Raw genomic sequence first — 20,668 nt, forward strand, 5'->3', positions numbered from 1 at the left:
CACTTATACCCACCTCAACACCTCGCACTGGCAATCGCCTTGGTGCTCGGTTGCACCGATGTTTCGATGGCTCAGCAACCCGCCGATTTCCTTACAACCGCCGAGCAACAAGAGCGCCTCAAGGCCTTCGCCGACGCTACGGACACCAAACGGCATAACGCCAGCACCGCTCGCAAAGGCGGCGAGAAATGGACTCGCAAAAACGACTTGGTCGTCATCAGCGGAAACGGGAGATTCCCCGGAATCATTGACGGTGGTGGTGGAAAAAACATTCTGCAACTGGACGCTGCCCAGCATCCTGTATTGGCTGAAACCCGCAATTTCCTGGCCCTGCAGGTCACACAAGGCGAATGGCAGCACACCGGGAGTTTCGCTGGCTGGGGAGTGATCGAGCCGGACACCACGTTGATCAACACTGGCCGAATCGACGGACAACTAGGAGTTCTCGGCACGCTGGATAACAAGGGAGTGTTGGCCAATCGTGTGATTGTCGAGCCAGGCGCCCACATGATGAACTCAGGAATGGCCGGTCGTGTGGAAGTGCGTGAGGAGGCCCGCTTCAGCGGCAATGGAACAGTGGAGTTCTTGAGTGTCGCGGGCCAGTTGGAAGTCGGCCCCGAAATAGGCGCACCCTCCATCACCAAGGATTTCTCGTTGGCGGAGACTGCCGAGCTGATCTACGGGGTTAACGCAGATGGCGGTAGCTCCATGATCAACGTTGAAGGCACCGCGTTCCTGAACAACGCGACGCTGACCGTTGCCGGCGTGCCAGGCGAATACATTGAAGCGCGCGAGCACACGATCATCCGCGCGGGGACGATCGAAGGAGCGTTCGGCACGGTCTCCAGTACGCTTGCATTCATGACGGCGACGCTGACCTCCACCGATACGCAAGTCAGCCTGACTTATGCCCGCAACGATATCCCACTCAGGGAAGCAGCCACTTCCGATAACGGGCGAGCATTCACGGCCAGTATCGAAGAACCGCAACCGGTCAAACCAGCCGAACCCATTGCAGTCCCCAGCGTCGCCCAGGCCCCCGCAGCCAACCCAAACACCGAGGCCCCGACAAACAAGCCCGCTGAACCGCCAGAAATCATCGCCCACCCACCCAAACCCGCCAGCCAATTGCACGCCGCCACGCCAGCCGAAAAAACCAATGCCGCCATCAACGCCTTGCTCGGCAGCGATATGGCGACCGCCGCCGACGCCATCGACCAACTCAGCGGCTACAACGCGGCAGACCTGGGCAATGCCACCCTGAGCAGCAGCGCGCCAATCGGCACCGGCATGCTCTCGGCCATGGACCGGAGAAACTCGGAAAACGTACACAGCGACGGCCAAGTCTGGGTCCAGGCCATCGGCAACAGCGGCCGCATTGGAAAGCAGTTGGGCAGCCAGGCCCTGAAGCACTCGACCAAAGGTTTGATGCTGGGAACCGATTGGGCTGTCAGTCCTGATTGGCGCCTGGGTGTAATCGGCAGCAAGACCCAGACGCGGCTGGACAGTCACCCATTCGATGGCCGGCTCGACAGCTGGCACGTGGGCGCCTATGCCTTGCATCAGGACGGGCCGATAGCACTGCGCCTGGGCGCCATTTACGGCAATCATGACGGCAGCACCAAGCGTCACGTGGCCTTCAACGGTTTCAGGGATCGCCTCAAAGGTCGTTACGATGCCAATACGCAGCAGGTCTTCGGGCAACTCGGCTACAACCTGAACGTAGGGCATTTCGATGTCGAGCCCTATGTCCAAGTGGGCTACCAACGCTATCAACGTGATCGCTATACCGAGAAAGGTGGAAGCGCGGCGCTGCAGTTCAGTGGCCAGTCTCAGGACAATTACAACAGCAACCTTGGCCTGCGCCTCGCCCGGACCTTCCCTCTTGACCAAGGCATGCGACTGACGCCCCGCTTGAATCTCGGCTGGAAACACCTATACGGCGAGACCCGGGGCACTTCCCGTCAGCGCCTGACCAGCGCAGGCAATACCTATACCGTCGAAGGCGTCGAGCTGGACCGTGACAGCCTGCTCCTGGAAGCCGGGCTGGACCTGGCCGTTTCGCCCCGGCATACCCTGGGGCTGAACTATCGTGGCGAAACCGGTCAGGACAACCGTAACGGCGCGCTGATGGGGCAATGGCGCATGATGTTCTGACAGGCAAAAAAAAGGGGAGCACATGCCCCCCCGAGGTTAAAGCGTTGTATCGAGGCTGTTAGATCAGCCTTCGATCTCGATCAGGATTTCGCCCGGGTTGACCCGGTCGCCCTTGGCTACATGAATAGCGGTGACCTTGCCGGCGATGGCCGCCTGCACTTCGGTTTCCATCTTCATGGCCTCGGTGATCAGCACCGCTTGGCCGGCCTTGACCACGTCGCCTTCCTTGACCAGCACATCGACGATGTTGCCCGGCATGGTGGTGCTGACGTGGCCCGGCGCAGTGGCTTGCTTGCGCTTGCTGCTGCCGCCGCTGACGAACTCATTGAGCGGTTCGAACACGACCTCTTCGGGCATGCCATCGATGGACAGGTAGAAGTGACGCTTGCCTTCGGCCTTGACGCCCACACCGGTGATGTCGACGCGGTAGGTTTCACCGTGAACGTCGATGACGAACTCGGTCGGCACACCTTCGCCGCCCGCCGAGCTCACGCTGCCCGCTTCAGGGATTGGCAGCAGCACTTCCGGGGTCAGGGTGCCGGCTTCACGCTCTTCGAGGAACTTGCGGCCGATGTCCGGGAACATGGCGTAGGTCAGTACGTCTTCTTCGGATTTGGCCAGCGCACCGATTTCGCCACGCAGCTTGGTCATTTCCGGCTTGAGCAAGTCGGCCGGACGCACGTCGATCACTTCTTCGCTACCGATGGCCTGGCGACGCAGCTTCTCGTTCACCGAACCTGGCGCCTTGCCGTAGCCGCCCTGCAGGTAGAGCTTCACTTCATTGGTGATGGTCTTGTAGCGCTCACCGGCCAGCACGTTGAAGAACGCCTGGGTACCGACGATCTGCGAGGTTGGGGTAACCAACGGCGGGAAGCCGAGGTCTTCGCGCACTCGTGGGATTTCCGCCAGCACTTCGTTCATCCGGTTCAGCGCGCCCTGCTCTTTCAACTGATTGGCGAGGTTGGAGATCATCCCGCCCGGAACCTGGTTGACCTGGACCCGGGTGTCCACCGCGGTGAACTCGCTTTCGAACTGGTGGTACTTCTTGCGCACCGCGTAGAAGTACAGGCCGATTTCCTGGAGCAATTCCAGGTCCAGCCCGGTGTCGAACTCGCTGCCCTTGAGGGCCGCGACCATCGACTCGGTGCCCGGATGGCTGGTGCCCCAGGCGAAGCTGGAGATTGCGGTGTCGATGTGATCGGCGCCGTTCTCGACAGCCTTGAGCTGGCACATCGCGGCCAGGCCGGCGGTGTCGTGGGAGTGGATAAAGACCGGCAGCGACTGTTCGCTTTTCAGCGCCTTGACCAGTTCGCCGGTGGCGTACGGAGTCAGCAGGCCGGCCATGTCCTTGATCGCCACCGAGTCGCAACCCATGGCTTCCATCTGCTTGGCCTGGGCCACGAACGCGCCGATGGTGTGCACCGGGCTGGTGGTGTAGGCGATGGTGCCCTGGGCGTGCTTGCCGGCGGCCTTCACGGCTTCGATGGCAACCTTCAGGTTACGCACGTCGTTCATCGCATCGAAAATACGGAACACATCGATGCCGTTGACCGCCGCCTTGGCCACGAACGCCTTGACCACGTCATCGCTGTAATGGCGGTAGCCCAGCAGGTTCTGACCGCGCAGGAGCATTTGCAGGCGGGTGTTGGGCAGCGCCGCGCGCAGTTGGCGCAGGCGTTCCCACGGGTCTTCCTTCAGGAAGCGCACGCAGGCGTCGAATGTCGCGCCGCCCCAGACTTCCAGCGACCAATAGCCGACTTTGTCGAGCTTGTCGCAGATCGGCAGCATGTCTTCGGTGCGCATGCGGGTGGCGAGCAGCGATTGGTGGGCGTCGCGCAGGATTGTATCGGTAACAAAGATCTTCTTGGACATGGTCATGATTCCTTACAGGCCTGCGTGGGCGGCAATGGCGGCGGCGATGGCCAGGGCCAGCTCTTCGGGTTTGCGCTTGATCGAGTAGTTGGTCAGTTCAGGGTGGCTTTCAACGAAGCTGGTATTGAACTGGCCGCTGCGAAATTCCGGATTGCGCAGGATCTCCTGGTAATACGCGGCGGTGGTCTTGACCCCCTGCAGGCGCATGTCATCCAGGGCCCGCAGGCCACGGTCCATCGCTTCTTCCCAGGTCAACGCCCAGACCACCAGCTTCAGGCACATCGAATCGTAGAACGGTGGAATGGTGTAGCCGGTGTAGATCGCCGTGTCGGTGCGCACACCCGGGCCGCCCGGGGCGTAGTAGCGGGTGATCTTGCCGAAGCTGGGCAGGAAGTTGTTTTTCGGGTCCTCGGCGTTGATCCGGAACTGCAACGCAAAACCACGGTGCTGGATGTCTTCCTGCTTGACCGACAGCGGCAGCCCGGAGGCGATGCGGATCTGTTCGCGAACAATGTCGATACCGGTGATTTCTTCGGTGATGGTGTGTTCCACCTGCACCCGGGTGTTCATCTCCATGAAGTACACCTCACCCTCGGCGAGCAGGAACTCCACGGTGCCGGCATTCTCGTAGCCCACGGCCTTGGCCGCGCGCACCGACAGGTCGCCGATGTAGGCGCGCTGCTCGGGGGTCAGTTGCGGGCTGGGGGCGATTTCGATCAGCTTCTGGTTGCGCCGCTGGATCGAGCAGTCACGCTCGAACAGGTGCACCACATTGCCGAAGCTGTCACCGAGGATCTGCGCCTCGATGTGCTTGGGGTTGACGATGCATTTTTCCAGGAACACTTCCGCCGAACCGAACGCCTTGGTGGCTTCGGAAATGACCCGCGGGAAGGCCTGTTCGAGTTCTTCACGGCTGTTGCAGCGACGGATACCCCGACCGCCACCACCGGAGGTGGCCTTGAGCATCACCGGGTAACCGATCCGATCACCTTCGGTCAGGGCTTCTTCGAGGCCCGCCACGTTGCCTTCGGTGCCCGGCGTGACCGGCACGCCGGCCTTGATCATGCTGCGGCGCGCTTCGGTCTTGTCGCCCATGCGGCGAATGACTTCGGCCGACGGACCGATGAATTTGATTCCGCGTTCGGCGCAGATGTCCGCCAGTTCGGCGTTTTCCGAGAGAAAACCGTAGCCGGGGTGCAAGGCATCACAGCCGGTTTCCACCGCCAGGTTCACCAGTTTGCGCGGGTTGAGGTAGCCAGCCAGCGGATCGGCGCCGATGCTGTGGGCCTCGTCCGCACGCTTGACGTGCAACGCATGGCGGTCCGCGTCGGAGTAGACCGCGACCGAGCGAATGCCCATCTCGGCGCAAGCACGCACGATGCGGACGGCAATCTCACCACGGTTGGCGATCAGGATCTTTGTTATCAATTGAAGGTTCCCTTGAGCCGGTGATACCACGACCTGGGTTCAGGCCGACGCGTGACCAGATGTAACAATTGGTCGCAGTCCCCACACTAGTCCTGGCCGTTGATTAACAAAAATGAATATTTATTGGGACACGCATAAGCAAAGACTTATAGTTGCACTAATCGTCCCGGTCGAGAGTGTTTAGAAAATGCGTAAGTCATTGATGCGTATGACATTGCGTCAATTGCAGATTTTCAACGAGGTGTGCGACCTGAGGTCGTACAGCCGTGCAGCCGATGAAATGTCCCTCACACAACCGGCCGTTAGCCTACAGATTCGATCCCTTGAGGAGCTTATCGGCCAACCCCTGTTTGAGTATGTTGGCAAAAAACTCTACATGACCGAAGCCGCCGAAGCGCTGCAACGGGCCAGCCGGGACATCTTCGGGCGCCTGGAAAACCTCGACATGCAGCTCTCGGACATGCAGGGCTCACTGCAAGGCCAGCTCAAGCTGGCAGTGGAGTCCAGCGCCAAGTACTTCGTGCCGCACCTGTTCGCCGCGTTCAAGCGCCAGCACCCGGAGGTCAATCTCAACCTCACCGTGGTCAATCGCGGCCAGGTCATCCGCCGGCTTTCGGACAACCGTGATGACCTGGTGATCATGTCCATGGTACCCCAGGACATGGGCCTGGAATTCCTGCCATTTCTCAACAATCCCATCGTCGCCGTGGCGCCGCCCGAGCATCCGTTGTGCCACATGGGCCCACTGCGCCTGCAGGATCTGGAGCCGTATACGCTGCTGCTGCGCGAACCAGGCTCAGGCACACGGCTGGCTTGCGAGGAATACTTCAAGGAAAAACGGGTGCACTTCACCCAGACATTGGAGGTGGCGTCGGCGGAGGCCCAGCGCGAGTGCGTGGTGGCCGGGCTGGGCGTGGCGCTGTTGACGCGCCACGCCGTGAGCCGGGAATTGTCGTCCGGCGCACTCATCGAGCTGCCGGTGGAGGAGTTGCCGCTGTACCGCAGTTGGTGCCTGGTACAGGCCAAGGCCAAGCGCCTGTCACCGGTGGCTCACGCCTTCCTGGCATTCGTTCGCGGTGAGCGCGCTCAGATCATTGGCCTGGTTGAGCGTTTCGACGGGAAGCCGCCGGCGTTGCCTGCCAGTAATTGAACTCTGCGGCGTCAGGAAATTCGCTGATTTCGGCCAGAAGCTGGCGCTGCTCATAGCGGTCTTCGATTGCACGACGGAACGCCATGCGGCGCTGGTCTTCCTGCTGACGACGGGTTTTGACGGCGCTGCGTTCTTCGTAGGACTGGGTCATGTCGAGACTCCCAAGACGTATACGGGAGCTTTACGATGACGGCGCGCGATGACGGTTTGGCGGCACGAGGGTTACAGAACGATGAATTCGCAAAACGCACCTTCCAAGGCGCGCCCGACTCATTGTGACGAGGGGATTTATCCCCGATGGGCTGCGCAGCAGACCTCAGCTTTTTCTTGTGTGCCAGGTGATTTGTAATGGCTGTTCGAGGGGCCGCTTCGCAGCCCAGCGGGGATAAATCCCCTCGCCACAGAAGCCCTCAACCTCAGGGTTCGAGACTCAGTCGTCCAGCGCCTTCACCGACTTGGGCGACAACCGCAAGCTGCGCAGGCTACGCTTTACGCTCTTGAGGTGGTTGACCAGGCTTGGGCCCCGCGCCATGGCGACGCCCATTGCCAGCACATCGATCACCACCAGATGGGCGATACGCGAGGTCAGCGGTGTGTAGATCTCGGTGTCTTCGTGCACGTCGATGGCCAGGTTCACCGTGGACAGTTCTGCCAGCGGCGTCTGGCTCGGACACAAGGTGATCAACGAGGCACCGCTTTCGCGTACCAGGTTGGCGGTGATCAGCAGATCCTTGGAACGGCCCGATTGGGAGATGCAGATCGCCACATCGGTGGGCTTCAAGGTAACCGCCGACATGGCCTGCATGTGCGGGTCGGAATAAGCCGCCGCCGTGAGCAGCAGCCGGAAGAACTTGTGCTGGGCATCGGCCGCCACCGCGCCCGAGGCGCCGAAGCCATAAAACTCGACACGCTGGGCCTGGGACATGGCCGTGACGGCTTTTTGCAATGCCACCGGGTCGAGCTTCTCGCGAACCTCCATCAGGGTGTGCAGGGTCGTGTCGAAGATTTTCAGGCTGTAGTCCGCGACCGAGTCGTCCTCATGGATCGCAAACTGGCCGAAGCTCGCACCGGCGGCCAGGCTTTGCGCCAACTTGAGCTTCAGGTCCTGGAAACCCGAGCAACCGATGGCCCGGCAGAAACGCACGATGGTCGGCTCGCTGATGCCGACGCTGTGGGCAAGATCGGCCATGGAGCTATGCATCACGGCCGCTGGATCAAGCAATACGTGATCGGCGACTTTCAGCTCCGACTTGCGTAGCAAGTGGCGTGACTGGGCGATGTGTTGCAGCAGGTTCAAGGGGCTGGACTCTTGTTATGGGCAGATGCCGGGATGTAGCAAGCTTGTAGTTATACTACAAGAATTGGCTTTTTGCCCGCTCAAAACGTAACTGGATGACCTCGTTGCCCCTTTGTTTTGCCGAGGATCCCCTGATGTAGCAGTCTCTGCGTTGCACAAACCCTCAGCGCTGCCGATCCGGTGATTTTCAGGTGCGACCTGAGCCCTCTAACGTGGGAAAGAAGTGTCTATCCGCAAAAGAGTCAACTACTCACAACTTGTGACTGCCACCAACAACATCTCGACAATAGATTCCTGGAAATAAACTAGCAAATCACCAGACTAACGTCTCCTTACAATACCAATCGCAATTCCCCAAGACATTATCAAGTCAAAGTCGATATATTCACTCCCGCAGGACGCAATCAACTTAATTACAGGAGTTACTATCATGAAAATCACTACTAAAGCTTGGACCGCACAAATCGACCGCATGCCAGGCAATGCGTCTTTCCGTACCTTTGGCACTGTTACCGTAGCCAATAGCGGCGTTATCCCGACGCTGGTACGAAGCGACACCCAGGATAAATCCTTCGATTTGCGACTGGAATTGAAACTTGAACATTCCGGGGACGCGGCCGCATCGGTACTCACCGACAAGTTCGTCGAATATAAAGAGCTGGGCGACTCCAATGTCACTGGCGTCAGTATTTTCTTCGAAGGCGAGTTACTGCATCACATCGATGAAGTACTGGTAACCCACTAAGCATACATCCCATAACTTTCCGTCAGACGGTTTTGTTGCCTGACGGAAAGTTATGTTCCTGGTAAATATCAACCCAAGTCTTGGGCCCGCAATAACTCCGCCACGCCCTCGGCTTCCACCGGTCGGCTGATCAAATACCCCTGAACCTCATCGCAATGCTCGTTGCTGAGAAACTCAAGCTGCTCCTGCCGCTCAACGCCTTCGGCCACGACCTTGAGTGACAATCCATGGGCCATCGCGATGATTGCCCGGGTAATGGCCGCATCCACGCTGCCCTCGCCCAACCCACGAATAAACGCCTGGTCGATCTTCACGTAATCCACCGGGATGCGCTTGAGGTAACTCAGGGATGAGTAACCGGTGCCAAAATCGTCGATCGCCAGCTTGACCCCAAGGTCACGCAATTGCTGGAACGTGGCGATGATGTGCTCGACGCTGTCGAGCAACTGGCTTTCGGTCAGCTCCAGTTCCAGGTATCGGGGCTCCAGGCCGGTTTCTTCCAGCACTTGCCGCACCAGGCTGACCAGCTTGCCCTGGCGCAACTGATGCACCGACAGATTGACCGACACCCTGATCGGCGCAAGCCCCTGGCGCTGCCATTCGCAGGCCTGCCAACAAGCCTGGCGCAACACGAATTCGCCAATCGGCCCGATCAACCCGGTTTCTTCGGCCAGGCCGATGAAATCCCCCGGAGGCACCCGGCCCATGACCGGGTGATCCCAACGCACCAACGCCTCGGCGGCGTTCAGGCGACCGGTCGCCAGGCACAGTTTGGGTTGATAAAAGACCTTCAACTGCCGCTCTTCCAAGGCCTTGCGCAGCTGATTCTCCAGTTGCAGGCGCTCCAGCGTGCTGGCCTGGAGGCTGTCGGTGTAGAACTGGAAATTGTTGCCCCCCAGATGCTTGGCATGCTGCATGGCCATGTTCGCCTGGCTGACCAGCATGGCCACTTCCCGCGTGTTGTCGGGCAACAGGCTGATGCCGATGGAGGCACTGAGGACCAGTTCATGGCCTTCGATGGTCAGCGGCACTCGCAACTTGGCGGCCAGGCGAGTCGCCACCCGCGCCAGGCTTGAAAGGTTGCCATAAGCATCGAACAACACCGCAAACTCATCGCCGGACAGCCGGGCGATGGTATCCGCCTCAGGCAACGCATTGATCAGGCGACGGGCCATTTTCTGCAACAACTGGTCGGCGATGTCATGACCAAGGCTGTCGTTGAGCAATTTGAAACGGTCCAGGTTGATATGCAGCAACGCCAGGCTGCGCCGTCCGCCCTGGCGCACACGCTGATGGGCTTCGTGCAGGCGCTCGCGAAACAGCGAGCGATTGGCCAGCCCGGTCAGCTCGTCGTAATGGGTCAGGTAGCGCATCCGCTCTTCGGATTCGCGTCGAGCCGAAAGATCGGCGAAGAAGCCGACGATATGGCTGACATTTCCCCGAGCATTGCGCACGACGTTCAGTTGCAGCCATTGCGGGTACAGTTCGCCGTTGGCCCGCGCCTCTACCAACTCACCCTGCCAGGTGCCGTGCTGCTTGAGCGATTGGCGAATGACGGGGTAGTGCCGGCGCGCGTCGCGGCTGCACGGCAGCTCAACCACATTGCGCCCGAGCATCTCATTGATATCGAAACCGGTAACCCGCGTGAATGCCTGGTTGGCAGCGAGCAGCACGTAGTTGGGGTCGAAAATCACGATACCTTCGCTGGCGGCCTCGAACACCGTGGCCGCCAGTTGCCGTTGCTGCTCGAGTTCCTTGCTGGCGCTGATGTCGCGCCGGGTGCCGACCATGCGCAGCACCCGTCCGCTCTCGCTGCGCTCCACCGCCCGGCCACGGTCTTCGATCCAGACCCAGTGACCATCGCCATGACGCACACGGTATTCGATCTGGTAATCCTCACTGCGGCCCTTGAGGTGTTCGACCAGGGCTCGCTTGAGCGCCGGCACGTCCTGGGGGTGCAGCCGCGGGGTGAGGTGGCTGAGCATCGCCGTGATGTATTCGGGCTCCAGGCCGAACAGTTCCTTGAGTTGAGTGTGGTGGACTTCGTCAGTCTGCAGATTCCAATCCCACAACCCCAGCTCACTGGCCTTCAGAGCCAGGGCCAGACGCGCCTCGCTCTTGCTCAGGGCCTGGCTGGCGACCTCCAGTTCAAGGCTGCGCTGCGCTACCCGCGCCTCCAGGCCAACCTGGGCCGCCCGCAGTTGCTCCTCGGCACAACGACGTTGCTCGACCTCCCGGGCCAGCGCGGTGTTGAGCTCGACGCTACGGGCCTGCGTCTGCTGCAGGTGCTCGATCAGCGCCTGGTTCTGGAAACGGCGCAGCATGCCGCTTTTGATCAACCGGTTGACTTGCCAGGCCACCACGCTCAGCGAGACCAGCACAATCAGCCCGAGCCAGCCCCACCCGCGTTGCTGCTCATCGCCGCCCCAGAAGAGATAGCCGATGGCCGGCAACAGGCAGGGCAAGGTAAAGGACAGGAACGCAGGCAGACTCACCGCGTAGGCCACACTGGCCGACAGGGCGGCCGCGCCAATCAGGCCGAACACCCAGGCCTGCTGCTGGAAGCTGTCGGCCGGGACCAGCGCGATACCAGCCCCGGCCAAGGTCAGGCCGGTCATCGCCGAGCCCAGCAAAAACATACGCAGCCAGATCGGGTGCGCCTGGCGGCCTGGCATGGCCGAATCGAAAGCCGCCACCTGGATCACCCGCAACGCCACCAGTGACAACAACCAGACGAGCCAGACGCTGACCAGGAAATAGCGTCGCGGCTCCCATAACAGCACGGCGCAGACCAGACCGTTGAGCAACATGAACAGCGTAGGCAGCAATGAGCCTTGATACAGCAGACGCGTGCGCTCGACCGCCATCTCCGTGGCGTACTGCTTGTAGATGACCCGCGGTTCCACACAGGGGCCCGCCGGATCGGAATTGAGGGTCATTGGCACTGTTCTTGTTCTTATTCAGTGGAGCGTGGAGAACCCGAAGCGAGCACCGAGCATACACAAGCCATGGGCCATCCCACACTGCCCCAGCTCATAAAAATACTGAAAAAAGCCGTTGTTTCATTGGGTGGCGCCGTTCCCGAGCGAGCCCCGCCAATGGCTGTAGCCTGTGACCCACCGGTCATCCACAACCGGTCTTTTATCGGCTGATGCAAAGCTCGGTTTGCCCGGGGTGACGCCGCACCCTAGAATGCCCCGATGCGCGATGATCTCTCCCTTCTGCTGAACTCCCTCAACGATGCCCAACGCCAGGCCGTAGCAGCCTCCGTGGGTCGTCAGTTGGTCCTGGCCGGTGCTGGCTCCGGTAAAACCCGAGTGCTGGTGCACCGTATCGCCTGGTTGATCCAGGTCGAGAACGCCTCGCCCCATTCGATCCTGTCGGTGACGTTCACCAACAAGGCCGCGGCCGAGATGCGCCATCGCATCGAGCAACTGATGGGCATCAACCCCGCCGGCATGTGGGTCGGCACGTTCCACGGCCTGGCGCACCGCTTGTTGCGGGCGCACTGGCAGGAAGCCGGGCTGAGCCAGACCTTCCAGATCCTGGACAGCGACGACCAGCAACGCCTGGTCAAGCGGGTGATCCGCGAGCTGGGCCTGGACGAGCAGCGCTGGCCGGCCCGCCAGGCGCAATGGTTCATCAATGGCCAGAAAGACGAAGGCCTGCGCCCGCAGCACATCCAGGCCAGCGGCGACCTGTTCCTGGCGACCATGCGTAGCATCTATGAAGCCTACGAGGCGGCGTGCCAGCGCGCCGGGGTCATCGACTTCTCCGAGCTGCTGCTCCGGGCCCTGGACCTGTGGCGCGACCACCCAGGCCTGCTGGCTCACTATCAAAAGCGCTTCCGGCATGTATTGGTGGACGAGTTCCAGGACACCAACGCCGTGCAATACGCCTGGTTGCGCCTGTTGGCCAAGGGCGGCGACAGCCTGATGGTAGTGGGTGACGACGACCAGTCGATCTACGGCTGGCGCGGTGCCAAGATCGAGAACATTCACCAGTACTCGGCGGACTTCCCCGACGCCGAAGTCATCCGCCTGGAACAGAACTACCGCTCCACCGCCGGCATCCTCAAGGCCGCCAACGCCCTGATCGCCAACAATACCGGGCGCCTGGGCAAGGAATTGTGGACCGATGGCGGCGAAGGCGAAGCGATCAACCTCTATGCCGCCTTCAACGAACACGATGAAGCCCGCTACGTGGTGGAAACCATCGAAAGCGCGCTGAAAACCGGCCTGGCCCGCAGCGACATCGCCATCCTGTACCGCTCCAACGCCCAGTCGCGGGTGTTGGAAGAGGCTTTGCTGCGCGAACGGATCCCGTACCGCATCTACGGTGGCCAGCGCTTCTTCGAGCGTGCCGAAATCAAGAACGCCATGGCCTACTTGCGCCTGATCGAAGGTCGCGGCAACGACGCGGCCCTGGAGCGGGTGATCAACGTGCCGACGCGGGGCATTGGCGAGAAAACCGTCGAAGCCATTCGCGATCACGCCCGCCACAGCCACGTGTCCATGTGGGAAGCCATGCGTCAGCTGGTCGCCAACAAAGGCGTGACCGGTCGCGCCGCCGGTGCGCTGAAGGCGTTCATGGACCTGATCGAAGACCTCGCCGCCAAGTGCGGGGAGATGCCGCTGCACTTGATGACCCAGACCGTCATCGAGCAATCCGGCCTGATCGCCTACCACGAAGCGGAAAAAGGCGAGAAAGGCCAGGCCCGGGTAGAAAACCTCGAGGAACTGGTCAGCGCCGCGCGCAACTTCGAGAACACCGAAGAAGACGCAGACCTGTCACCGCTGTCGGCCTTCCTGGGCCATGCCTCCCTGGAGGCCGGCGACACCCAGGCCGACGAGCATGAAGACAGCATCCAGCTGATGACCCTGCACAGCGCCAAGGGCCTGGAATTCCCCTACGTGTTCCTCGTGGGCATGGAAGAAGGCCTGTTCCCCCACAAGATGAGCCTGGAGGAACCGGGACGTCTGGAGGAAGAACGGCGCCTGGCCTATGTCGGTATCACCCGCGCCATGCAGAACCTGGTACTGACCTACGCCGAAACCCGACGCTTGTATGGCAGCGAGACCTACAACAAGGTGTCGCGCTTCGTACGTGAAGTGCCGAAGGGCCTGATTCAGGAAGTGCGGCTGTCCAACAGTGTCAGCCGACCGTTCGGCGGCGGCCAGCAACAAAGCACCAGCAGCCTGTTCGGCGGTAGCGATATTCCGGAAACCGGCTTCAGCCTCGGCCAGACCGTACGGCATTCGGTATTCGGCGACGGCGTGATCCTCAACTTCGAGGGTGCCGGGGCCCAGGCCCGGGTGCAGGTGAACTTCAGCGAAGGCAGCAAGTGGCTGATGCTGGGGTATGCCAAGTTGGAAGCGATCTAAAAGCTGTCAGAACAGCTTTATGTGGGAGCGAGCCTGCTCGCGATAGCAGTGGATCAGTCAAGAATAATGTTGACTGACACGCCGCCATCGCGAGCAGGCTCGCTCCCACAGGTCGGGTTACTTACGCCTGCCGACTTTCCGATAGAACTTGTCCCCCTTTCCTACAGCCCAAAGCGAACAAGCCCTCTTGCGCGGCGAAGCTGAACCTAACCTGTCACGCAAAAGCCCGAAACACTCTGTCGCTAGCCAGCAACAGTTCAGCTGTGCAACATGGCGCGCGTGCTATCCACAAATGGGAATGCCTTTATATGAAACGTTTTCTTAGCATCGCCATGGCGCTGTGCATCGGCCTGACGATGGCCATCGACGCCAATGCCGCCAAGCGCTTTGGCGGTGGTAAAAGCTCGGGCGCAGCCCCGACTCACCAGACCAGCCAGATGGCGCCGTCCTCGGCCGCCGGGTCCACTGCCGCCACCGCAGGCGCGGCCGGTGCCGCGGGCGCAGCCACCAAGGCCAGCGGTGCTTCGCGCTGGCTCGGCCCCCTGGCCGGCATCGCCGCCGGCGGCTTGCTCGCTTCCATGTTCATGGGCGACGGCTTCCAGGGCATGCAGATCTTCGACATCCTGATCATGGCGGTCATCGCCTTCCTGGTCTTCCGCTTCATTGCCGCCCGTCGTCGCAAGCAGCAGGAGCAACTGGCTCCGGCCGGCCACGCGCCGATGCAGCGTGAAGTGTTCAACCAGCAGCCAGCCAGTGGCTCGATCTTCGGTGGTTCGGCAGCGCCTGTGGCCGCCCGTCCGGTCATCAATGCACCGGCCTGGTTCAACGAGCAACGCTTCATCGAAGCCGCGCGCAGCCACTTCATGTCCTTGCAGCAACACTGGGACGCGAACGAAATGGACAAGATCGCCGAGTTCGTGACCCCGCAACTGCTGGAGTTCCTCAAGCGCGAGCGGGCCGAGCTGGGTGATGGCTTCCAGTCCACCTATATCGACAATCTGCAGGTACAACTGGACGGTGTCGACGATCGCGCCGACAAGACCATCGCCACCCTGACCTTCAGCGGTGTGTCGAAGGATTCTCGCTTCGACAAGGGCGAGGCGTTCAGCGAAAGCTGGAACATGGAACGTGCCCAGGGCAATGACCAGCCTTGGCTGGTGGCCGGTATCCGCCAGAACGGTTGAACCTTTGCGCGGTTTGCATGTTGAAATAAAAGAACCCCGGCTCAGGCCGGGGTTTTCCATTTCGCGGTTGCATCTATAGCGAGCTACTGTATAAACCGCTCCATGTAAAACCGCGCCATCGAGAAAGAGGATCCCGGACGTGGAAGAAATCATCGAACAATTGCGTGAAGCCAACGAGCCCGTGCCGGTTCCGCTGGAGTTGCCCGACGAAGACCTGCTGGTAGAGATCGAAGAGCAGCTGTTCATCGATATCCCATTCGTCTTCAGGGAGTTTTTGCTGACCGTCAGCGACGTGGTCTATGGCAGCCTGGAACCGGTGACCGTCACCGATCCACAATCCCACACCTACCTGCCAGACGTGGCCGCCAATGCCTGGGACGCCGGTGTCGACCGCAGCCTGATCCCGATCTGCCAGGACGGCGACGATTACTACTGCGTCGAAGAAGACGGCACCGTGGTGCTGTGGCAGGCCGAAGAAGAACTGATCGCCGAAGAAACCTGGGAATCGGTCTGGCACTGGGCGCGGGACGTCTGGCTGGAAAGCTGAGGCCCGACGCTGGTCAATGCCCGGACGATTCCTTGTGATTGTCCAGGGTTTCAAGCAAGGCCACCTGCATCCGCGTATGCAGGCGGATGAACCAGCGCCAGAGCAGTGCCGCCACGGCAGTCGCCACCACGGCGATCAATACCAGTAACTTGTTGGTCGGCAGAATGCTGGCCGACAAGGCTGCCAATAACAGGAAAATCACCAGCAGCGAGAGGATCGGGATCACTTCGGCGATCACCCGACGCACGCGCTGGGTGTGGCGGCCAGCCATCTCCGGCTTCACGCCCATCTCCGCCAGCAACATCGACAGCGCCTTGAGCTTGCGGTAGGCGGCGATCAGGAACGGCAGCGACAACAGCAACGCCCCGCCCCAAATCAATGCCTTCTGCCAGCTCGGGTCGCTGATCCAGGCTTGCAGGTAGGCCGACATTCGCTCGGCGAAATAACCGCCCGAGACAAAAATCGCGATAACCAGCGCCAGGTTGACCCCAACCTGCAGCAAGATCCGCCGGATCATCGACGCCACCATCGCCCCTTCGCCATGGGGCTGGATGCTGCGCAGCCATTCGCCATACATCCCCAATACCCGCGTCAGTCGTTGCGGCATGGCCGTCGCCAACTTGACGGACAACGGATCGGCGGCCCGGATCAGGTAAGGCGTGAGCAGTGTGGTCAGCACCGAGACGGCAACCGCCACTGGATAGAGGAAGTCGCTGGTGACCTGCAGGGTCATCCCCAATGACGCGATGATGAAGGAGAATTCGCCGATCTGCGAAAGACCCATCCCAACTCGCAGCGAGGTACGTCCGTCGTTGCCGGCGATAAAGGCACCGAGACCGCAGGACAACATCTTGCCGAGCACCACCGCGCCTGTGATCACCGCAATCGGCCAGGCGTACTGCAGCAATATCGCCGGATCGAGCATCAGCCCGATGGCGACGAAGAAAATCGCGCTAAACAGGTCACGCACCGGCTCAACCAACCGCTCGATTTTCAGCAGTTGCCGGGACTCGGCCATGATCGCCCCGATCAGGAACGCCCCGAGCACCATGCTGTATTCCAGCTTCACCACCAGCAGGCAGAAGCCGAAGCACAGGCCCAGCACGGTAATCAGCAGCATTTCGTTGCTGTCGAACTTCGCCACGTAGGCCAGCACCCTCGGCACCAGCAGAATGCCGATGACCAACGCGACGATCATGAACAGCGACAACTTGCCGACGGTGGAAAACACCTCGCCGGAGCTCACGGTGCCGCTGACGGCAATGCTCGATAGCAAAGCGATGATGCCGATGCCCAGGATGTCCTCGACGATCAACACCCCGAAAATCAGCTGGGCGAAACGCTCGTTCTTCATCTTCAGGTCGTTGAGGGCCTTGACGATGATGGTGGTGGAGGAAATGGCCAGGATCGCGCCGAGGAACAGCGAGTCCATGGTGCTCCACTCGAACCAGCGGCCGATTTCATAGCCGATCCAGATCATCAGCACGATTTCGAGGAACGCCGCGATGAAGGCCGTGGCCCCGACCTTGAACAGTTTGCGCAGGCTGAACTCCAGGCCCAGGCAAAACATCAGGAAGATCACCCCGAGTTCGGCCAGGGTCTTGATCGTGTCTTCGTCGTGGATAAGGCCGAACGGCGGCGTATGCGGGCCAATGATGAAGCCGGCCACGATGTAGCCCAATACCACCGGCTGCTTGAAACGATGAAAGAGTACGGTCACCAACCCCGCCGCCATCATGATGATCGCCAAGTCCTGAATGAAGCTGATGGCATGCATGTCGGGGGCTCCCTGTTCAAAATGACGCACTGCAGAGCTGGAGAAATCCATTTCCTCTGTAGGAATTGCCCTCGCAACGGGCTTTTGAAGGGTAACACCGCGACTTCCGACAAAAAGACGGTGCAATATATGGAAACAGATCCATCGGCACGTGACGGCAACCACAGGCGCGGCGTCCCGATATCGGTGGTTTTTAAAACCTTGGTGACCTGCGTACAGGCCACTCACCAGCACCCGCAGAGGTGCCCCTCCACTATCGCTGCCTTGAACCGTGAGTACGTTATGGAACCCGGAAACGCCCAACTGTCGATGACGGTGTTGATGACCCCCGATATGGCCAACTTCTCTGGCAATGTCCATGGCGGCACCCTGCTCAAATACCTCGACGAAGTCGCCTACGCCTGCGCCAGCCGCTATGCCGGTCGCTACGTGGTGACCTTGTCGGTAGACCAGGTGATCTTTCGTGAGCCGATTCACGTCGGCGAGTTGGTGACCTTCCTGGCGTCGGTGAACTACACCGGCAACACGTCGATGGAAGTGGGCATCAAAGTCGTGACCGAAAATATTCGCGAACGCTCGGTACGCCACACCAACAGTTGCTTCTTCACCATGGTGGCGGTGGATGACCAGCGTAAACCCGCGACTGTCCCGCCATTGCAGCCGCAAAACAGCGAAGCGAAACGCCGTTACGAACAGGCTCAGCAACGTCGACAGATTCGTCAGGAACTGGAGCGACGCTACCAGGAGATCAAGGCGGACGGGCCTTGATCGGTCACTTAAAAAATGTGGGAGCGGGCTTACTCGCGAAAGCGGAGTGTCAGGCAGCATTTAGCTAACTGATTCACCGCTTTCGCGAGCAAGCCCGCTCCCACAGGGGTTACGGGGTTTCCTGATGGATCAGGCCGCTGGCTGATCCAGCTCCAGCCCAACGCCCAGCTGGCGCGACAGGCACGGCCAGCGCTTCCAGGCAGCGCCGGTGTCCGGGCTGGCCAGCTTGTCCCGGTAAGTCTCCACCGACTCCAGCGCAAAGCTATCTTCGTCGAGCATTTCGTCCACGGCGTGATGCACGGCTTCATCCAACTGGTTGGCGAACGGTTCGCCGATCAAATGGTGAGCGATCAGGTTGGCGACAGTCATGTCCAGCGGGATCAACGGCTGGCTGAAATGCTTGATGTACAGGTCATTGACCTCCTCCACCAACCGATGCGCCAGGTAGGCCTCATCCAACAGGCCGTCAAGGCCGACGTGACCTTCCATTACCTTCGGCGGCTGGAGGAAAAACTGCTCGGCAATTTTCAGTACGGGCTTGATCTGCGATTCGATGCCGGCTTCGCGGGCCACCTCATTGGCGGCGTCCAGCAGGTCCGGCACCTGCTCGATGTAAGCGCTGACAAAGCGGGTCATGACGCCCTTGGCGTCAACGTCTGGCAGTTGAATGGCGGCGTGCAGGTTCGGCAGCTGGGCTTCCAACTGACGAGTCAACTGGCCGGTCTCGGCTTCGTGTTGTTGGGCTTTTTGAATCTGCTCGCGCAATGCGGCGGTGTTCATGACAACTCCAGGAAACAAGGCAATGAAATAGGGAAGACATAACTTAGCTGGCGCAAAAACACTCCTAAGACCTATTTTTCATAACCGCCTCATCCTTGCTGCGTCACAGTTATATCGGTTTGCCATCACTCAGGCTTGCATCCTTCTCCATTCGTGGGCTCTAGCGCAAGCCCCGGGTGTTTCAAACGATTTACGCCATCGCGTTGCGAGGTTGCAGGTGCTGTCTATACTCGGGTTGGAATGGAGTTAGCTGATGACACCCGATGCATATGCAGCAAGGCACGGCGGTCGAGTTCGCAGTCTGATGTAACCGCTCTCCCTTGCCGCAGGCGTTAAGCCTACGGGATAACAAGAACGATAAGGGGAACCCGCAATGACGCGACATCCACACGTATGGATGGGCCTCCTGTTGTGGTCGATTTTCAGTCAGGCGCAAGCGGCCTGGACTGTGAATATGGCGCCTGGAGCGACACAGATCAGCAATGCAGTGTTCGACTTGCACATGACCATCTTCTGGATCTGTGTGGTCATCGGCATCATCGTCTTCGGCGCCATGTTCTGGTCGATGATGATGCATCGCCGCTCAACCGGCCAAAATGCCGCGCATTTCCACGAAAACACCCGCGTCGAAATCCTCTGGACCATCGTGCCCTTCCTGATCCTGGTAGCCATGGCGATTCCCGCCACCGCCACCCTGATCAAGATGTACGACTCCAGCGAGTCGGACATCGATATCCAGATCACCGGCTATCAATGGAAGTGGCACTACAAGTACCTGGGCCAGGACGTCGAGTTCTTCAGCAACCTGGCCACCCCCGCCGAACAAATCCATAACCAGAGCGCCAAGGGCGAGCATTACCTGCTGGAGGTCGACAAGCCGCTGGTGCTGCCGGTCGATGCCAAGGTGCGCTTCCTGGTGACCTCCGCCGACGTGATCCACTCCTGGTGGGTACCGGCCTTCGCGGTCAAGCGCGATGCGATCCCAGGCTTCGTCAACGAAGCCTGGACCCGCGTCGACAAGCCCGGCCTGTATCGCGGCCAATGCGCCGAGCTGTGCGGCAAGGACCACGGCTTCATGCCGATCGTGGTGGAGGTCAAGAGCAAGCCCGACTACGAAAAATGGCTGGGCGAACGCAAGGCCGAAGCCGCGCAGCTCAAAGAGCTGACCAGCAAGGAATGGACCCTGGACGAGCTCAAGGAACGTGGCGACAAGATCTACCACACCACCTGCGTGGCCTGTCACCAGGCCGAGGGCCAGGGCCTGCCGCCGATGTTCCCGGCACTCAAGGGCTCGAAAATCGCCACCGGGCCGAAGGCTGATCACCTGAGCATTGTCTTCCACGGCAAGCCCGGCACCGCCATGGCTGCGTTCGGCAAGCAGCTGTCGGAAGTCGATATCGCTGCGGTCGTGACCTATGAACGTAACGCCTGGGGCAACAACAAGGGCGACATGGTTACGCCTAAAGAAGTGCTGGAACTCAAACAGGCGGAAAGCAAATGAGCCGGCCTGACGTTCGTTCTCGCAACCGGTCGGGGCTCAACGCCCCGCACCGTCCAGCCCACTCGTTCGAAGGAGACA

At 60.4% G+C, this 20,668-nt stretch carries 15 protein-coding genes; 8 read left to right on the forward strand and 7 right to left on the reverse strand.

The genetic code is table 11. The features are described from left to right. The first annotated feature begins 66 nt into the window (after positions 1–66). Complete coding sequence (locus AC30D9_RS07040; protein ID WP_490143766.1) at positions 67–2,157, forward strand: autotransporter outer membrane beta-barrel domain-containing protein; 2,091 nt, start codon at positions 67–69, stop codon at positions 2,155–2,157. Between the two features lie 63 nt (positions 2,158–2,220). On the opposite strand, the gene oadA is transcribed toward AC30D9_RS07040, so the two are convergent. Together oadA and AC30D9_RS07050 are read right to left on the reverse strand one after the other, a co-directional pair. Further along, positions 2,221–4,029 (reverse strand): sodium-extruding oxaloacetate decarboxylase subunit alpha, encoded by a 1,809-nt coding sequence (oadA, locus tag AC30D9_RS07045; RefSeq protein ID WP_109752923.1) that lies wholly within the window; start codon positions 4,027–4,029, stop codon positions 2,221–2,223. Positions 4,030–4,041: 12 nt separating this feature from the next. Continuing rightward, a complete protein-coding gene (locus AC30D9_RS07050) occupies positions 4,042–5,457 on the reverse strand; it encodes an acetyl-CoA carboxylase biotin carboxylase subunit (RefSeq protein ID WP_307573127.1) in 1,416 nt (471 codons plus the stop codon). A 187-nt stretch (positions 5,458–5,644) separates the two neighbouring features. Between AC30D9_RS07050 and AC30D9_RS07055 the strand changes: the two genes are divergently transcribed. Then, positions 5,645–6,607, forward strand: coding sequence for a LysR family transcriptional regulator (locus tag AC30D9_RS07055; RefSeq protein ID WP_134922259.1), 963 nt, complete (start codon positions 5,645–5,647; stop codon positions 6,605–6,607). Here the strand turns inward: AC30D9_RS07055 and AC30D9_RS07060 are convergent. Further along, entirely contained in the window at positions 6,549–6,758 is a 210-nt protein-coding gene (locus tag AC30D9_RS07060; protein WP_134922258.1) for a PA3496 family putative envelope integrity protein, read from the reverse strand. The two genes, AC30D9_RS07055 and AC30D9_RS07060, sit on opposite strands and share 59 nt — an antisense overlap. 279 nt (positions 6,759–7,037) lie before the next feature. Beyond that, a complete protein-coding gene (gene hexR / locus AC30D9_RS07065; RefSeq protein WP_003187110.1) occupies positions 7,038–7,904 on the reverse strand; it encodes a transcriptional regulator HexR in 867 nt (288 codons plus the stop codon). A 430-nt stretch (positions 7,905–8,334) separates the two neighbouring features. On the opposite strand from hexR, the gene AC30D9_RS07070 reads away from it, so the two are divergent. Beyond that, positions 8,335–8,649 carry a hypothetical protein gene (locus AC30D9_RS07070; RefSeq protein ID WP_490143767.1) on the forward strand — a complete coding sequence of 105 codons (315 nt, stop codon included), beginning with the start codon at positions 8,335–8,337 and terminating at the stop codon, positions 8,647–8,649. A 68-nt stretch (positions 8,650–8,717) separates the two neighbouring features. Here the strand turns inward: AC30D9_RS07070 and AC30D9_RS07075 are convergent, their stop codons facing one another. Further along, the gene (locus tag AC30D9_RS07075; RefSeq protein WP_490143768.1) at positions 8,718–11,588 is read right to left on the reverse strand and encodes a putative bifunctional diguanylate cyclase/phosphodiesterase; all 2,871 of its coding nucleotides are present in this window, start codon (positions 11,586–11,588) and stop codon (positions 8,718–8,720) included. Between the two features lie 261 nt (positions 11,589–11,849). On the opposite strand from AC30D9_RS07075, the gene uvrD reads away from it, so the two are divergent. The 3 genes from uvrD to AC30D9_RS07090 all read left to right on the forward strand — a co-directional run bounded on the left by uvrD (position 11,850) and on the right by AC30D9_RS07090 (position 15,764). Beyond that, a complete protein-coding gene (gene uvrD, locus AC30D9_RS07080) occupies positions 11,850–14,033 on the forward strand; it encodes a DNA helicase II (RefSeq protein WP_307573117.1) in 2,184 nt (727 codons plus the stop codon). A gap of 308 nt (positions 14,034–14,341) precedes the next feature. Beyond that, the gene (locus AC30D9_RS07085; protein WP_134922251.1) at positions 14,342–15,217 is read left to right on the forward strand and encodes a Tim44 domain-containing protein; all 876 of its coding nucleotides are present in this window, start codon (positions 14,342–14,344) and stop codon (positions 15,215–15,217) included. A 139-nt stretch (positions 15,218–15,356) separates the two neighbouring features. Next, a complete protein-coding gene (locus AC30D9_RS07090) occupies positions 15,357–15,764 on the forward strand; it encodes an SMI1/KNR4 family protein (protein ID WP_003187120.1) in 408 nt (135 codons plus the stop codon). A gap of 13 nt (positions 15,765–15,777) precedes the next feature. Here the strand turns inward: AC30D9_RS07090 and AC30D9_RS07095 are convergent, their stop codons facing one another. Further along, positions 15,778–17,541 carry a cation:proton antiporter gene (locus AC30D9_RS07095; protein ID WP_134922250.1) on the reverse strand — a complete coding sequence of 588 codons (1,764 nt, stop codon included), beginning with the start codon at positions 17,539–17,541 and terminating at the stop codon, positions 15,778–15,780. 282 nt (positions 17,542–17,823) lie between these two features. On the opposite strand from AC30D9_RS07095, the gene AC30D9_RS07100 reads away from it, so the two are divergent. Then, positions 17,824–18,309: an acyl-CoA thioesterase gene (locus tag AC30D9_RS07100; protein WP_047703887.1), complete on the forward strand. Its 486-nt coding sequence runs from the start codon at positions 17,824–17,826 to the stop codon at positions 18,307–18,309. Positions 18,310–18,438: 129 nt separating this feature from the next. Here AC30D9_RS07100 and AC30D9_RS07105 read toward each other — a convergent pair whose 3' ends face one another. Further along, the gene (locus tag AC30D9_RS07105; RefSeq protein ID WP_134922249.1) at positions 18,439–19,089 is read right to left on the reverse strand and encodes a hypothetical protein; all 651 of its coding nucleotides are present in this window, start codon (positions 19,087–19,089) and stop codon (positions 18,439–18,441) included. Between the two features lie 373 nt (positions 19,090–19,462). On the opposite strand from AC30D9_RS07105, the gene coxB reads away from it, so the two are divergent. Then, the gene (gene coxB, locus AC30D9_RS07110; RefSeq protein WP_134922248.1) at positions 19,463–20,590 is read left to right on the forward strand and encodes a cytochrome c oxidase subunit II; all 1,128 of its coding nucleotides are present in this window, start codon (positions 19,463–19,465) and stop codon (positions 20,588–20,590) included. Positions 20,591–20,668 lie beyond the last annotated feature (78 nt).

This window comes from Pseudomonas sp. DF11, assembly GCF_058148565.1.